Source organism: Vibrio neptunius (genome assembly GCF_000967495.1).
In the GTDB taxonomy this organism is placed as follows: domain Bacteria; phylum Pseudomonadota; class Gammaproteobacteria; order Enterobacterales; family Vibrionaceae; genus Vibrio; species Vibrio neptunius.
Genome location: NZ_JXXU01000066.1, coordinates 1 through 15,510 on the forward strand (window position 1 = coordinate 1; position 15,510 = coordinate 15,510).

Annotated in this window: 15 protein-coding genes; 11 read left to right on the forward strand and 4 right to left on the reverse strand. The window is 41.1% G+C overall.

The genetic code is table 11. The annotated features are described in order from the left end of the window. Nucleotides 1-575: 575 nt before the first annotated feature. Genes rfbC through rfbB form a run of 4 tightly spaced genes read right to left on the reverse strand, consistent with a single transcriptional unit; the run spans nucleotide 576 to nucleotide 3,937 of the window. Nucleotides 576-1,115, reverse strand: coding sequence for a dTDP-4-dehydrorhamnose 3,5-epimerase (gene rfbC, locus TW84_RS20245; RefSeq protein ID WP_045977433.1), 540 nt, complete (start codon nucleotides 1,113-1,115; stop codon nucleotides 576-578). A gap of 5 nt (nucleotides 1,116-1,120) precedes the next feature. Further along, complete coding sequence (gene rfbD / locus TW84_RS20250; RefSeq protein ID WP_045977434.1) at nucleotides 1,121-1,993, reverse strand: dTDP-4-dehydrorhamnose reductase; 873 nt, start codon at nucleotides 1,991-1,993, stop codon at nucleotides 1,121-1,123. A 10-nt stretch (nucleotides 1,994-2,003) separates the two neighbouring features. After that, nucleotides 2,004-2,870, reverse strand: a complete 867-nt coding sequence (rfbA, locus tag TW84_RS20255) for a glucose-1-phosphate thymidylyltransferase RfbA (protein WP_045977435.1) — start codon at nucleotides 2,868-2,870, stop codon at nucleotides 2,004-2,006. After that, a complete protein-coding gene (rfbB, locus tag TW84_RS20260; protein ID WP_045977436.1) occupies nucleotides 2,870-3,937 on the reverse strand; it encodes a dTDP-glucose 4,6-dehydratase in 1,068 nt (355 codons plus the stop codon). Before rfbB ends, rfbA begins: the two co-directional genes overlap by 1 nt. A 236-nt stretch (nucleotides 3,938-4,173) precedes the next feature. Between rfbB and rfaD the strand changes: the two genes are divergently transcribed. From rfaD to TW84_RS20315, 11 genes are all read left to right on the forward strand, one after another. Then, the gene (rfaD, locus tag TW84_RS20265) at nucleotides 4,174-5,115 is read left to right on the forward strand and encodes an ADP-glyceromanno-heptose 6-epimerase (RefSeq protein WP_045977461.1); all 942 of its coding nucleotides are present in this window, start codon (nucleotides 4,174-4,176) and stop codon (nucleotides 5,113-5,115) included. Nucleotides 5,116-5,187: 72 nt separating this feature from the next. Beyond that, nucleotides 5,188-6,297, forward strand: coding sequence for a glycosyltransferase family 4 protein (locus tag TW84_RS20270; RefSeq protein ID WP_240478209.1), 1,110 nt, complete (start codon nucleotides 5,188-5,190; stop codon nucleotides 6,295-6,297). A gap of 5 nt (nucleotides 6,298-6,302) precedes the next feature. Beyond that, complete coding sequence (locus TW84_RS20275) at nucleotides 6,303-7,547, forward strand: O-antigen ligase family protein (protein ID WP_045977438.1); 1,245 nt, start codon at nucleotides 6,303-6,305, stop codon at nucleotides 7,545-7,547. Nucleotides 7,548-7,627: 80 nt separating this feature from the next. Continuing rightward, on the forward strand, nucleotides 7,628-8,656 hold the full coding sequence (gene waaF / locus TW84_RS20280) for a lipopolysaccharide heptosyltransferase II (protein WP_045977439.1): 1,029 nt from the start codon (nucleotides 7,628-7,630) through the stop codon (nucleotides 8,654-8,656). A gap of 6 nt (nucleotides 8,657-8,662) precedes the next feature. Next, the gene (locus TW84_RS20285; RefSeq protein ID WP_045977440.1) at nucleotides 8,663-9,679 is read left to right on the forward strand and encodes a glycosyltransferase family 9 protein; all 1,017 of its coding nucleotides are present in this window, start codon (nucleotides 8,663-8,665) and stop codon (nucleotides 9,677-9,679) included. A 37-nt stretch (nucleotides 9,680-9,716) separates the two neighbouring features. After that, nucleotides 9,717-10,505, forward strand: a complete 789-nt coding sequence (locus tag TW84_RS20290) for a glycosyltransferase family 32 protein (RefSeq protein ID WP_045977441.1) — start codon at nucleotides 9,717-9,719, stop codon at nucleotides 10,503-10,505. Next, a complete protein-coding gene (waaA, locus tag TW84_RS20295; RefSeq protein WP_045977442.1) occupies nucleotides 10,502-11,761 on the forward strand; it encodes a lipid IV(A) 3-deoxy-D-manno-octulosonic acid transferase in 1,260 nt (419 codons plus the stop codon). The genes TW84_RS20290 and waaA overlap by 4 nt, the downstream gene beginning before the upstream one ends. Nucleotides 11,762-11,773: 12 nt before the next feature. After that, nucleotides 11,774-12,154, forward strand: coding sequence for an HAD hydrolase family protein (locus TW84_RS20300; RefSeq protein ID WP_045977443.1), 381 nt, complete (start codon nucleotides 11,774-11,776; stop codon nucleotides 12,152-12,154). Then, entirely contained in the window at nucleotides 12,145-13,731 is a 1,587-nt protein-coding gene (locus tag TW84_RS20305) for a hypothetical protein (RefSeq protein WP_045977444.1), read from the forward strand. The genes TW84_RS20300 and TW84_RS20305 overlap by 10 nt, the downstream gene beginning before the upstream one ends. Beyond that, nucleotides 13,728-14,468 (forward strand): glycosyltransferase family 2 protein, encoded by a 741-nt coding sequence (locus TW84_RS20310; protein WP_045977445.1) that lies wholly within the window; start codon nucleotides 13,728-13,730, stop codon nucleotides 14,466-14,468. The genes TW84_RS20305 and TW84_RS20310 overlap by 4 nt, the downstream gene beginning before the upstream one ends. Next, nucleotides 14,468-15,391, forward strand: coding sequence for a WavE lipopolysaccharide synthesis family protein (locus tag TW84_RS20315; protein WP_045977446.1), 924 nt, complete (start codon nucleotides 14,468-14,470; stop codon nucleotides 15,389-15,391). Before TW84_RS20310 ends, TW84_RS20315 begins: the two co-directional genes overlap by 1 nt. Nucleotides 15,392-15,510 lie beyond the last annotated feature (119 nt).

The following is a 15,510-nucleotide window of genomic DNA, read 5'->3' on the forward strand; positions in this document are numbered from 1 at the left end:
TAAAACAGGGAGGGTTACAAGAGGTTATTCGCCATCATTCTTTATCCAGTTGCTTCCCCTTTACGTACAACGGCAAGGTGAGATTGAAGTTTTCTGATGTCTAATAAACAAGGCTATATAGAGGTGGGCCTATCATAATATGAACCGTCACATCACCGAGTGAATGAGTATCAGTACCGGCTAAGCGATGGCAACAAACAACGCTGGACTCGAATATCAAGACAGAGGTTTTGCAATGTTCTGCAATGGGATTGACTGGAATGTTTTTGTTGTGTCCTGTCCCTAAAGAGTCTGATCAATTCAGCGAGACCTAGAGGGAATGGTATATTTCAGCTCTGGTGAGGTGTCTACTAGGCGGGATGATTCACGGGATTGTTTAGATAAACAATAACTCCTCTTGATTTAGAGGTAGATGCTCATCTGGTATACAGGCCACAACCTTGCCAAAACTTGAGCTGAGGCCATTGAGAGCGCCTAGTGATAAGTATTAGTAGCGACTAATAGCTAATTGCATGCGCTGTTTGAACCATACTTTAGTCAGTCCACACTAAGACGCTCATTCATCATTCCAGATGTTAAATTAGAGAATCAAATGAGATTCCACAAGCGTCTTTCTCCGATACAATCGGAGTATCGACTACTGGCCAATCGATGGCCAAACTGCTGTCACTCCATAAAATAGACACTTCCGCACTCGGGTTGTAAAAGTCTGTACATTTATAAACAAACTCTGCTTCTTCGCTTGTTACATAGAAACCATGCGCAAAGCCTTCGGGAACCCACAATTGTCGCTTATTTTTTGCAGAAAGATAGACGCCTACCCATTGTCCAAATGTTTTAGAGCCTTTACGTACATCTACCGCAACATCATAAACCTCGCCAGAAACAACTCGAACCAGTTTTCCTTGCGTGTTTTCAGTTTGGAAATGTAAGCCGCGCAGTATCCCTTTTTTTGATTTTGAGTGATTATCCTGGACAAACTGTACAGGATAGCCAGTTACAAGTTCTTCAAACTTATTCTGTTGCCAAGTTTCCATAAAGAAGCCTCTTTCATCGCCAAATACTTGCGGCTCAATGATTTTGACATCTGAGATAGGAGTATTGATTACTTTCATATTTATTATACGTACGCTTTAATCTTTTTTAGTGCCTTGCGCCAATCACTTTCGTTGATACCAAACTGAGTCTCTATCTTTTTACAGTTTAGTCGCGAATTGGCAGGACGTTTGGCCGGTGTCGGAAACTCTGAGCTTGAAATGGCGCTTAATTCAGGTTGCTTAGCGAGTACTTTAGCATTTTCTGCCTCAGCAAAAATAGCGGTAGCAAAATCGAACCAGCTAACATGTGGAGCCCCAGAGAAGTGATAAATCCCCCATTCTGTATTCCCACCATTTTCAATATGTTTAATCATAGACACAAGAGCATCTGCGATATCTCCCGCATAGGTAGGTCCCCCAAACTGGTCTGCCACTATATTAAGGGAGTCTCGCTCTCCGCCTAGACGTAGCATCGTCTTGACAAAATTTGTGCCATATTCTCCAAAAACCCATGAGGTTCTTAATACTAAATATCGCTTACACGCTAGAGTGACAGCATGCTCTCCGGAGAGTTTACTGTCTCCGTATACACTCATAGGGTTTGTACTATCAAGCTCAGAGTATGGCATATTGCCTTGACCATCGAACACATAATCTGTCGATATGTGGAGCATGACTGCATCGTGCGTCTCCGCTGCCTGCGCTAAGTAAAGCGGACCATCTCTATTTATCGAGAATGAGAGTTCCTTTTCAGTTTCTGCTTTATCAACCGCAGTATAAGCTGCTGCATTAATGATATAGTCAGGTTGGAACTTAGATACAATGTTGTCTACTGCAATCTTGTCTGTAATATCTAGTTGTTGGCGGTCCAATGCCAGTAACTCAGCTTGCTGACTAAGCTTTTGCTTTAATAAATGTCCGACTTGGCCGTTGCTGCCTGTAATCAAAACCTTCACTCTACTCTCCCTACCTTTTTATTAAAGAGAGCAAATAATGGCCATAATCGTTCTTGAGCAAAGGCTTGGCTAACTGTTCTATATCATCATCTGATAACCAGCCGTTCCGCCACGCAATCTCTTCCAGACATGCCACTTTAAGCCCTTGTACATGCTCAATGGTTTGAACGAATGACGATGCTTCATGTAAGCTTTCATGTGTCCCTGTGTCGAGCCACGCGAAGCCTCTTCCTAGAAGTTCAACATTCAAACTATCATCATGTAAATACATCTCGTTGATTGAAGTAATCTCTAGCTCACCTCGATCCGATGGCTCCACTTTTTTAGCAAAATCCACCACACGATTGTCATAAAAGTAGAGGCCAGTAACCGCATAATTTGACTTAGGTTTTAGAGGCTTTTCTTCGATTGAGATAGCTTTCATATTTTGATCAAACTCTACGACACCAAAACGCTCTGGGTCTTTAACTTGATAGCCAAATACTGTTGCACCGTGTTCTCTTTTAGCTGCGTTTTGCAATGCTCTACTAAACGATTGACCATAAAATATGTTGTCACCTAAAACCAGACAAACACTATCATCGCCAATGAAGTCCTCGCCAATAATAAAGGCTTGAGCTAAGCCATCTGGACTTTCCTGTATGGCATACTCTAAATTAACTCCAAAATCACTGCCGTCACCTAACAAACGTTTAAAGCTCAGATTGTCCTCTGGCGTGGTAATGATCAAAATGTCCTTAATTCCAGAAAGCATCAGTGTCGAGATTGGATAAAACACCATAGGCTTATCATAGATAGGCAGCAGTTGTTTGGAGACACCACGAGTCAGTGGAAATAAACGTGTTCCTGAACCACCAGCAAGTACAATACCTTTCATTACTTACTCCCAATGCCAAGGCGTTCAAAAGCATAGGTGCCATCGAGCACCCGGCGCCACCAAACTTTGTTGTTCAAATACCAAGATACGGTTTTTCTGATACCTGACTCAAATGTCTCTTCTGGTTTCCACCCTAACTCATTCTCGATTTTACTCGCATCGATGGCGTAACGAACATCGTGTCCAGGACGATCCATCACGTGAGTTATGAGGTCTTGATAGTGAGCGATTCCCTCTGGCTTATTCGGAACCAGCTCCTCTAGTAGATTACAAATTGTTTTAACGACTTCAATATTGGTTTTCTCGTTATGGCCACCAATATTGTAGGTTGCACCAACCTTTCCTTCTTTTACAACCAGATACAGTGCACGAGCATGATCTTCTACAAACAACCAGTCTCGGATCTGCTTGCCATCACCATAAACAGGTAAAGGTTTACCTTCCAATGCATTGAGGATCATTAAAGGAATGAGTTTCTCTGGAAAATGATAAGGGCCGTAGTTATTAGAGCAGTTGGTCACTAGGGTGGGCAGTCCATAAGTTCTCTGCCAAGCCCTAACTAAATGGTCGCTTGAAGCCTTGGAGGCTGAATAAGGGCTGGATGGTTCATACGGCGTTTCTTCAGTAAACAGTTCCGTAGTACCTTCAAGGTCACCATATACCTCATCGGTAGAAATATGGTGGAAGCGAAACTTTGACTGACCTTGATCATCAAGTTGTCCCCAATAAGTGCGGGCGGCTTCAAGTAGGGTGTAAGTACCCATGATGTTGGTTTCAATAAAAGCTGCGGGGCCGTCAATTGAACGGTCTACGTGAGACTCAGCTGCAAGATGCATAATCGCATTAGGCTGATGTTTTTCAAAAATGCGTTTCATCTCACTTGCATCGCAAATATCGACTTGTTCGAACGAGTAACGTTTACTATCCACAACTTTATCAAGGGACTCTAAGTTTCCAGCGTAGGTCAGCTTGTCTACGTTTACCACTTCATCCTGAGTATTTTGGATGATATGACGGATAACCGCAGAGCCAATAAAACCCGCACCGCCAGTAACCAGTATCTTCATCTAATGTCTTTCCTAAATCTCTCGATATTCTCAACCTAATTCACGACAACTACAGATGTGATCAGGCTATATAAGTATTTCAAAATTTTACTAAATAGAATTTTGCCTAAGGATACAACAAAGCAGGTTGATTAGCGACCTGCTATGGTCGGACATTAGAGACCATAAGATAGCCCTTGGAGCCAACCGCAAGCATGTTATACTCTGCTGAACTTTCACAGTATCAGGCTATTAATATGATCATCGTAACTGGCGGCGCTGGCATGATAGGCAGCAATATAGTTAAAGCACTAAACGAAAAAGGTATTACTGAGATCTTAGTTGTCGACAATCTTAAAAATGGTAAGAAGTTTCAAAATCTAGTCGACCTTGACATTGCTGACTACATGGACCGTGATGATTTCCTATCTCAAATTATGGCTGGTGATGATTTAGGCCCTATCGAAGCAATTTTCCATGAAGGGGCTTGCTCTGCGACGACTGAGTGGGATGGCAAGTACATGATGCTCAATAACTATGAGTATTCAAAAGAGCTTCTGCATTATTGTCTAGAACGAGAGATTCCTTTCCTTTACGCCTCTTCTGCGGCCACTTATGGTGAAACAGATACTTTCATTGAAGAGGAAGAGTATGAAGGTGCACTGAACGTATACGGCTACTCTAAGCAGCAGTTTGATAACTACGTGCGTCGTATTTGGCGAGATGCTGAAGAACATGGAGAAAAGCTATCTCAAATAACGGGTTTCCGTTACTTCAATGTTTACGGTCCTCGAGAACAGCATAAAGGCTCGATGGCATCTGTTGCTTTTCACCTAAATAATCAAATGAATGCGGGCGAGAACCCTAAATTGTTTGCAGGTAGCGAATCTTTTAAACGTGATTTTGTTTACGTCGGTGATGTGGCTGCGGTAAACCTTTGGTTTATGGAAAATGGTAGAACTGGAATCTTCAACCTGGGTACTGGTAATGCAGAGTCATTTGAAGAAGTGGCTAAAGCGGTGATCTCTTATCATGGCAAAGGTCAAATAGAAACTATCCCATTTCCTGAACATTTAAAAGGCGCTTACCAAGAGTTTACTCAAGCAGATCTGACAAAGCTCCGTGCTGCTGGCTGTGGACATGAGTTTAAAACGGTAGCTCAGGGTGTAGCTGAATATATGAAGCAGATCAATCGTTAGTCTCCAGAAAGAGTCTAATTTAAGATAGTGGAGCAACCTCCTTAATTCACGCTAAGTATTATAAGGTTATTTGTGTCAAAGCCTGCAATCCTTCATATTTGCCTCTCCCAAGGTTGGGGGGGGCTAGAGATGTACCCTATTAGAACGAGCGAGGAGCTCGCTGATCGTGGCTATACTGTTTTCGGCTTATGTATAGCTGGTACACCGGTCGCAGAAAGTATGCGGAGAGCTGGTGTTGAGGTTTTTGAAGTTTTGTCAAAAAACAGCCTAATAATCTCACAGTTATTTGAACTCAATCGCTGGTTAGTGCAGAGAAATGTGTCCATTGTACATTGTCATAAATCTGGCGACATCCTTATTTCTGCACTCTTAAATCTGTTGCTCAGAAGGAAAACCTTATTTACTGAGCATATGGGTGTAAAACGCCCAAAAAAAGATTTTTACCATAGATTGGTCTACGCTCATATCGATCAGGTGCTTGCTATAAGTGACAAAACATATGAACGAAACATCAAATCACTGCCTGTACCTGAAGGTAAAATATCTCGATTGTGGCTTGGCACAGATATTCAACTAGACCCCGTTGAAGACCCGCAAAAAATAAAGAGAATTAAGGATGAAATTGCTTTACCAAATCAATCGATTGTAGTCGGAAATATTGGACGAATTTGCTCAGGTAAGGGGCAAATGGAGCTGCTAGAAACTTTTAATTTATTAACCGAGCAATACCCTCAGCTCCATCTTTTGCTTGTTGGAGGACTAGAGGTATCTGAAGGCGCAGACGTTAATTTTGTTCAGAAACTTAAGAGTAGAATTCACGACCTACGCCTTAATAGTCGAGTCCATTTGATTGGTTTTAGAAAAGATACGTGCCAGATGTTGTCTATAATGGATATCGTTTGCTTACCTAATCATAATGAAGCTTTTGGTCTAACCGCTATTGAAGCAATGGCAGCCAAAAAAGCGATCGTCGCTTGGAAAACAGGGGCTCTCCCTGAGGTTTTAGATTCCTCAGCACTTCTATGTCAGCCATTTGACAATTTAGATATGGCGTCAAAAATAGAAAACTATTTAAGAAATCCGGACTTAATGTACGATAAAAGTAATCAAGCATATAATCGCGCTAAGAAGGAATTCTCTATGGCATCTCATATCTCTAAATTGGAACAGTTTTATTTGTAATTTGTATGAAATTAAACAATCTATACACAAAAAGTGACAAACTATTTTCACTATCAATATTTCTAGTTTTAGCATTATTACTCAGCACGAATAATGGCTCTGTTGCTATTGCAGGGGCAGCTGTACTGGTTTCATTTCTACTCATATATAGAAATAGAGAAAAGATAAAATTAGACAACCATGACAAAATAGTAATTGCTTGCTTGAGCGCCTATGCTATATCAAATGTACCTCTAGTTTTACTAGATTGGGATAATTTTAGATATTTTAGAGGTGCCTCAAGAGTCATCCTTTGTATACCTATATACTTCTCTTTTAAATATTTTTTGAATACCAAGTGCATCTACATAAAACCACTCGTATGGGGAACTATACTTGGAAGTTTTGGCGCATTTTTGTTTGCGTGTTATCAACACTTTGTGGAAGGGAGACTTAGAGTTGATGGGTTTTTATTTAGTATCAATTTTGGTTATTTAGCCTGTTCATTGGCGGTCTTAGCACTCGCTTTATTACGTTATAATATTTTGCGTACTTTGTTGCTAGTGTCTTTCCTGTTTGCATCAACAGCAACATTGATGACGTTAACAAGGGGAGCAATATTTGCTCTTCCTCTAGTTTTAGCTCTCATACTGGTCATTAATATTAAGAGAATAGGCATTAAAAATTTTTTGTTCACTAGTCTTGGACTATCTTCCTTACTCATCGGCTCATACTTTGTGTCGCCACAGTTTCAAGAAAGACTTGATTTTACAATTTATGAGGTAACGAGCATTACAAATGGTAATGTAGAGCAGGCACTTTCTTCTGGTGGAAGACTGCTACTATGGCGTGCAGCGTTTGAAGCTTTTAAAGAGCGCCCTTTGATCGGGTTGACTCACCCAGAACGGGAAACCTTGAATAGGGAGCTTGCGAGTCAGGGAGTCATCAATGATTGGGCGGCAGGAGTTAAGAGAGGCCATGCTCATAGCCAGTACTTTGATCAACTTGCTTCGGGCGGAATACTTGGGATTATCTCTGTGATTTTTACGCTAGCTGTGCCTTTTGGTTATTTCTTTAGGTTTAGAGAAAAATCAGATGCAGCCTATGTAGGATGTTTGTTTGTTTTTAGCTTCGCGCTATTCTGTCTTACAGAAGTCGCTCTGCAACAAAACCTAATAAGTACTTTCTACGGATATATGCTTGCATTGTTTTTTGCAGCCACTCAATTAGAAATTAACGATAATCTAGTGAGAGCTGAAACTACACAATAAACTTTGTGTAACTATTAGTTAAGCAGCGTTTTCGTAAGTTGCATCGCAATTGAATATTGGTACTTAAAGAGTTAATGCTCATGAAAATCCTGATCATCGGCCCATCATGGGTAGGCGACATGGTGATGTCGCAAAGCTTGTATACCTCACTTAAAAAATATCACCCTAGTGCTAGTATCGACGTACTCGCACCTGCATGGTGCAGGCCAATACTTGAAAGAATGCCTGAGATTGATAATGCTATCGAAATGCCTATTGGGCATGGTGTTTTTCATCTTTCAGGACGGTGGAAGCTCGGACGCCAGCTGGCTAATCAGCAGTACACCCATGCATACATTCTCCCTAACTCGGCGAAATCTGCGTTGATTCCACTTTTTGCCGGAATCTCGCATAGGATTGGCTGGAAAGGTGAGATGCGCTACGGTCTACTTAATGATTTAAGACCTGATAAACGTATTTTCCAGTATATGGTTGAACGATACGTTGCTCTCTCTTATCAAAAGTCATCCATGATTGATGAAGTGAGTATTGATAGGTGCCCCAAGCCTTCCCTAACAGTATGCACGGATAGCCAAAAAACAGCGCGTCAAAAGCTTAAATTAACCTGTGACCGCCCTATAGTAGGCTTGTGTCCTGGTGCAGAATTTGGCCCAGCAAAGCGCTGGCCAGATTCTCACTATGCAGAGCTTGCTAGATACCTTATCAACAAGGGGCAGCAGGTTTGGCTATTCGGTTCAGCAAAAGATAAACAAGTCACAGAGAAAATTAAAGCAGCACTGACTCAAGAACAACAACATTACTGTTTTAATCTGGCTGGAGAAACGTCGCTAATTGAAGCGGTTGATCTACTTGCAGCCTGTCATACCGTGGTCTCTAACGACTCCGGGTTAATGCATGTTTCAGCAGCGGTAGGTTGTAATATCGTTGCAATATATGGCTCTAGCTCACCAAAATACACTCCCCCCCTGACTGATAATCTAGAGATGGTGCATACTGATATAGACTGTCGCCCTTGCTTCAAACGCCAGTGTCCACTTGGACATCAAGACTGTTTGAATAAACTAATGCCACCTCAAGTTATTTCTGCTGTAGATAAATTCATTGAGTAAAAATTTATGAAACACCTCTGGTTTGAACGTGGTGCATATGCATCCAAAAAAGCTCGCCACTATGTAGAGACAGAATTCGCTCCTGAAAAAGTAAAAAAGATCGCAGTGATCCGACATGCTGCACTTGGCGATCAAGTGATAGTTCGCCCCTTTTTAGTCGAAGCTCGTAGGTTTTTCCCTAATGCTGAGATTACTTTAGTTGCTGTCTCCAATTATATGTATGGTTTACCAAGCGATCTCGTTGATCACGTTCACATCATGCCTGGGAAAGAGCGTGGTAAAAAGATATCGATTAAAGAAAAAATCTCTAATATAAAACAATTAGGTGAGCAAGATATCCTCTTTGACTTAGCCAGTACCAATAGGTCTCATTGGATGACCGCATTTAGTAAGGCGAAAATAAAGATGGGGTTCCCTTATAAATGGTATCTAAGAGGTTCTCTTTTCAATATGGCAGTCTACCGTTCGGACTTTCAACCAGAAGTTGAATGTATGATGGATATGCTAAAACTGCTTGGTCATAACCCTTCACACCCTTTTGATTTTGCTTATCCAGATCACAGACAGCTGAGGTGTACCGATAATCCCTTTGTTCTCTACTTCAACGGCGCCTCTCAGCAAAGTAAGATACTTTCCAAAGAACAAATGTACGGTGTATTGGAGCAAGCTATACAAGAAAACCCAAACTATATTCATATTTACCTAGAAGGCAAAAATGAGTTTGAAAAAGGGGATTTTTGCCAAGAATTACTTAAGTATTCTAATTTTAAGATCCAGCCTTGCTTACCGCTGGATCAACTTGTCGAATTAACGGCTAGAGCGACTTTAATGGTTGCTCCTGACACGGGTGTTCGCAACGTAGCTATTTCAACACATACTCCGACCGTAGGTATCTTTTACTCAACTGTCCCGTTCAGATATACTCCAATTTATGAGCAACACAGCATTGTTATGAAGTCCAACGGTGATATTCCTACAATCGAGCAAATTACTCAGACTATCCAAAGAGCATTGCAAAACTAGCTGATCTCCATCCGTTCATAGAAAGAGAACATGAATAATGAATAATTTGTCCATTCTGATCGCCAATAGATTGATTCGCTTAACTGGCAATATTTTCAAGGTGTTATCCTACCTATTTCATTACCTGTTCCCAAACAAGCGCTTTACTATTCCGGCACATTCTCCAGCAAAAATAAAACTATCAAGCTCAAGAAGAATTCCTCGACAAATCTGGCAAACAAACTTTACAGATCAAGCAGCTCTACCTGTTTATTTGAATTACCTTTTTAACCGTTTGCTCACGATGCACTGCGATTACAACTATGTAAGTACCGAAGCTCGTGGAGAGTACCTAAAAGAAAATGCATCTGAAGAGGTTTATGATGCCTACTCGAGATTAACCAATGGTGCTGCACAAGCAGATTTATGGCGCTTGGTAGTGCTAAATCACAAAGGCGGGATATATATGGATATTGACGCCACGGTGGTTTGGTCTTTGGATAAACTACTGGGAGATGATCACGATTCTCTGTATATAAAAATCGACAAAAACACCCGATTCACTAACTACTTTATTGCGACTGCCCCAAATAACCCTGACTTGGCAAAAGCAATAGAGCAAGCGGTATACAACGTAAATAATTATGAGCCTTCAATGGGTGTTTACCACTCGACAGGCCCAACCGTTTTACATAATTTGCTCATCAACAGAGACGACGTAAACGTTCGAGATCGTAAGTTCGTGTGTATACAGGGCACTTTTACCAACGAATATTTTCAATACATCGACAAACCTCGTGGTAAATGGACCCACATTAACCCAGAAGAACTTGTCAAAAAGAAATGATCATTCGAATGCTTTATACGGTGCTGCTTTCATTCGCAGCACCTTTTTTACTTTATGGGCTCTTTAGAAAAAAGAGTGGCAAGCCCCACGTAGGGAAGCGCTGGAAAGAGCATTTTGGTATTTCTCCTAAGTTGAACACGACTAAGCCCTTGTGGATACACGCTGTTTCGGTTGGGGAGACTATCGCCGCAACCCCCTTAATTAAACAGATAAAGCAGTCTAGTCCTGAGACCATCATTCTACTAACCACCACCACACCTACAGGCGCTAAGCAAGCGGAAACTCTTGGTGATTTAGTCGAACATCGCTATATGCCCGTTGATTTTAGCTTCGCAGTTCGAGCATTCATCAAGCGATTTTTACCGTCACAGCTTCTGATTATTGAAACTGAACTGTGGCCCAACACTTTGGTCCAAACCCATAAAGCTGGCATCCCCGTTACCGTCATTAATGCACGTTTATCAGAAAAGTCCTTCCGAGGTTACCAGCGCATTTTACCTTTGTTCAAGCAATGCATCTCGCCTTTAACAAAGGTATTGTGCCAATATGAAAGCGATGCCAAGCGCTTTGAAAAACTCGGGGTACCGAAAGAGAGATTGACGGTTACGGGATCAATCAAATTTGATATCCAAATCAGTGAAGAATCAAAAGACAACGCCCTGTGCCTTAAAGAAAAAATAGGCTCGGAAAGACCAATATGGATTGCTGCAAGTACACACAAGGGTGAAGATGAGATAGTACTGGAAGCACACAAACTGTTATTACGAAGCTTACCTGACGCGTTATTGATCCTTGTCCCTAGGCATCCTGAACGATTTGGACAAGTAGAACAGCTTGCAGACACTTTGTTTTCAACCATAACACGTACCAGTACTCACAATGTACAGCCTTCATCGCAAGTATATATCGGCAATACTATGGGTGAGATGATGACATTTTTAGGTTCATCCGATGTGTGTTTTATGGGGGGGAGCTTACTGGGTAAAAAGGTTGGCGGTCACAATTTGTTAGAGCCAGCTGCACTCGCTAAACCCACTCTGACAGGGCCAAGTTATTACAACTTTGCCGACATCACAGAGTCATTGATATCCGCTGGAGCATGTCAAATAATTCATAATGCTGAAGAGTTAGCTGAAGCATTGCAATTCCTATTTGAACATCCAATGAAAGCTCAAGCACAGGGAAAAGCAGCTTTGAAGATCGTTAATTTAAATGTCGGTGCTCTGAAAAACACACTCAGTCACGTTAATCTATAAGTAAGGTATGCAATGAAAAAGCTAGTTGTTGATCTCGATGGTACATTAACCCAAGCCAACACCTCTGATTACAGAAATGTTCTACCTCGTTTAGATGTGATTGAACAGGTTCGGAATTATAAGAATCAAGGTTTTGACATTGTCATAGCCACTGCTAGGAACATGCGTACTTACGAAGGCAACGTTGGAAAAATTAACATCCATACATTGCCTATCATTACTGAATGGCTAGACAAGCACGATGTACCTTATGATGAAATCATTGTAGGTAAGCCTTGGTGTGGACACGAGGGGTTCTATATTGATGATCGTGCCGTGCGACCATCAGAATTTGCAACTCTAAGTACTGATGAAATTAATCAATTGCTTGAGAAAGAAAAGCAATGTTCTTAATCATGTCTGGGGCTTATGTCGGCCAAGAACTTGAATCAGAGTTTGGTAAGATTCCTCCTAGCTTCTTACCTCTAGGTAACAGGAGACTTTTTCAACATCAACTAGCTTTATCTCCTGAAGGTGTTGAGCTGCTCCTATCTATTCCTGAATCATTTCAGATATCTCCAATAGATAAAGCATGGTTGGACGATCACCATGTCAATGTACTAGCAATTCCCGATGGTTTGAGTTTAGGTGCATCTCTGGTAGCAGCGCTAAATATATCTGGTCATAGCTTGTCCAAACCTCTTCACGTTCTATATGGAGACACTTTGTATCGGAAGTTACCAGTGGGAGATGATTTGGCTAGCATTTCTCATGCAAAAGATAGCTATAACTGGGCTGTATTAACCGATGACAGTGCACATTGGCTCAAGGATAGCAACACACAGACAACCAACGATTCTCAAAAAATTATTGATGGGTATTTTAAGTTTAGTAATCCGAGAGAATTGATTAAGAATATCACCCAAAGTGAATGGAACTTCATTGAGGGGTTAAACCGTTATCATAGTAGCGTCGGTTTGACACCAGTAGAGTCTGACAACTGGCTTGACTTTGGTCATGTGAATACTTACTACCGTTCAAAAGCTCAGTTCACCACTCAGAGAGCCTTCAATGAACTGACTATCAATGCAAAATGGATTGAAAAGTCTAGCTCAAAGGACTGTAAAATAGCGGCGGAAGCTAACTGGTTCTCAGAGTTACCAGCTGAACTGAGGGGAAATATTCCTCAATATCTAGGTGCCACTCACAAAGATGGTAAAACATCCTACCGATTGGAATATCTGCATCTTACAGCTTTGAATGAGCTGTTCGTCTTTTCTAAACTACCCGGACACATATGGAACCAGATACTTGCTAGCTGCATTGAGTTCTTATCTTTATGTGAAAAAAGTAAAGCCCCTAATAACTGTTCCGGTAACTCGTTAGATGCCTTATTTTCACAAAAAACTAAACAGAGATTGAACGATTATTGTCAATCACATGGTGTGTCCTTGGACCAACAATGGATATTTAACGAATCTGACAGCGTTTCGATTCGAGAGATACTGACAGAGAGTGATAAACATCTGCCGAAAAGTCCCAGCTCGGACTCTGTCTTACATGGAGACTTTTGCTTTAGTAATATTCTTTATGACTTTAGAGCAGGTAAAATCAAAACTATAGACCCTAGAGGCATGACCCCCAACGGTGAAAAAACCATTTTTGGTGATATACGTTATGATTTAGCCAAGTTGAGCCACTCTATTTTGGGCCTGTATGACTGGATCATCGCAGGCTACTGCTCAGTCAAGATTCAAGACGGCGAGATCTTTTTGCAAATCGCAGAAGAAAATCAGCATAAGGAAACTCAACAAGCTTTTATAGAGCTCATCGAAAGAGAGTTTGGCCTGACAGCTCATAACTTGTACGCAATGCAAATTCAGTTATTTCTTTCTATGCTGCCACTGCATGCCGATGATTCATCGCGCCAACAAGCTCTATTTGCTAACGCATTTCGTCTTTACCATGTCCTAGTAAGGTTAAAACAATGATTGTAATTCCAATGGCGGGCATGAGCTCTCGCTTCTTTAAAGCTGGTTACACCAAGCCTAAGTATATGCTTGAAGCTCATGGACAAACGCTGTTTGAACATTCAGTAAAGAGTTTTCAGGCTTATTTCTCGACTGTGCCATTTCTTTTCGTTGTGAAAAACGTGTTCGATACTCCACAATTTGTGCGACAAAAAGCACAAGAAATGGGTATTACGGAATTCCATATCTCGATATTAGAGGAAGATACAAGAGGCCAAGCAGAAACCGTCGCACTGGGCATCGAGCAGCTACAGTCTAAGGGGATAGGTCATAACGGCCCTATTACTATCTTTAATATTGATACTTTCAGACCAGACTTCCTATTGCCTGATGTGAGTACGAAAAGTGATGGCTACCTAGAAGTATTCAAAGGTGAAGGGGCTAACTGGTCATTTGCCAAACCAGAAAGTGAACATACAACGCGAGTTATACAAACAGCGGAAAAGAACCCAATCTCTGATTTGTGCAGTACGGGATTGTATCATTTTAATCACCAGAAAGACTTCTTAGATGCTTACTATCAATACCTTGCCAAGCCAGTTCATGACTGGGAAAAGGGTGAGCTCTACATTGCACCTCTCTACAATTTATTGATAGAAAAAGGGTTGGATATTCACTATCACCTAATCGACCGCAATGACGTGATATTCTGTGGTGTACCTGACGAATATACAGACTTTTTAAGCAAGGCGAAGTAATAATGAAAATAGCGGATAAAGATATTTCATTTGTTGTTCAGGGCCCAGTTCAAGAGAACAAAGATAGAAAGCAACTATCCGGTATTACTGAAGAGTGTTTAAAATCAATACGCTATTATTTCCCACAAGCCACGATCATTCTTTCGACATGGAAAGGACAAAATCTTTCAGGATTAGATTACGATAAGTTAATCGAGCTTGACGACCCTGGCCCTAACTATATCGTTCAAGGTGGCACAAAGGTAAAACTCAATAACAATCGTCAGATTTACAGCTCCTATATGGGTCTTAATTCTGTTAAAACCAAATACTCAGCCAAGATTAGAACGGATAACAAAATTACAGGACGCGGATTTGTCGAACTTTTTGAGCAGTACTCTCAAATCCCAAGACAACCTGAGTTTAGTATGCTGAATTCTAGGGTAGTCACTAGCAGCACATTTTTCATTTCATCGCATGCTGGTAAACCAGTGTATTTCCATAAGAGTGATTTGTTTGACTTCGGTGAAACTCAGGATTTGCTAAAAATTTGGAGTGAGCACCTTATTCCAGAACTCAGCTTTAGTAAGAAGTCAGGCTATAAATCTCGTTACCCTGCGACAGAACAATTTCTCAGTTTAAGCTGGATTTCTCGTTTGCTTGGAAAAGACTATCATATCAATACTAAAGCGGATGATGACGCTGGATTAGGTTGTGCTTTCTGGGAATCATTTATAGCAAACAACTTGATAGTAGACTTACCCCAAAACATTGGTTTGGATGTAACAGAACGATTCTACAACCGTGGTAATTTACCTTTAGAGTATGACTTACAAGATTGGTTGTATATGAATGGGCTGCAAACTAAACCGTTGGATAAGAAAAGAATATGCAGAGCATACAAAGTCATCGAACAAAATATTATCGGTAAGCTAAAACGCTAGCAACGAGCTGTCTTGTGTTCTGGACTCCTGTCTTGATTTAAGATACCGGCTTCTTATCAAAGATAATGAGAGTTCACTCATAAGCTGTGCGTTTCTCATGTGGTGGTTACTTTCCCGAT

Coding starts and splice junctions, on each gene's coding strand:
- rfbC (WP_045977433.1), bottom strand. CDS start 1,115: ATGAAAGTAATCAATACTCCTATCTCAGATGTCAAAATCATTGAGCCG.
- rfbA (WP_045977435.1), bottom strand. CDS start 2,870: ATGAAAGGTATTGTACTTGCTGGTGGTTCAGGAACACGTTTATTTCCA.
- rfbB (WP_045977436.1), bottom strand. CDS start 3,937: ATGAAGATACTGGTTACTGGCGGTGCGGGTTTTATTGGCTCTGCGGTT.
- rfaD (WP_045977461.1), top strand. CDS start 4,174: ATGATCATCGTAACTGGCGGCGCTGGCATGATAGGCAGCAATATAGTT.
- TW84_RS20275 (WP_045977438.1), top strand. CDS start 6,303: ATGAAATTAAACAATCTATACACAAAAAGTGACAAACTATTTTCACTA.
- waaF (WP_045977439.1), top strand. CDS start 7,628: ATGAAAATCCTGATCATCGGCCCATCATGGGTAGGCGACATGGTGATG.
- TW84_RS20285 (WP_045977440.1), top strand. CDS start 8,663: ATGAAACACCTCTGGTTTGAACGTGGTGCATATGCATCCAAAAAAGCT.
- TW84_RS20290 (WP_045977441.1), top strand. CDS start 9,717: ATGAATAATTTGTCCATTCTGATCGCCAATAGATTGATTCGCTTAACT.
- waaA (WP_045977442.1), top strand. CDS start 10,502: ATGATCATTCGAATGCTTTATACGGTGCTGCTTTCATTCGCAGCACCT.
- TW84_RS20300 (WP_045977443.1), top strand. CDS start 11,774: ATGAAAAAGCTAGTTGTTGATCTCGATGGTACATTAACCCAAGCCAAC.
- TW84_RS20305 (WP_045977444.1), top strand. CDS start 12,145: ATGTTCTTAATCATGTCTGGGGCTTATGTCGGCCAAGAACTTGAATCA.
- TW84_RS20310 (WP_045977445.1), top strand. CDS start 13,728: ATGATTGTAATTCCAATGGCGGGCATGAGCTCTCGCTTCTTTAAAGCT.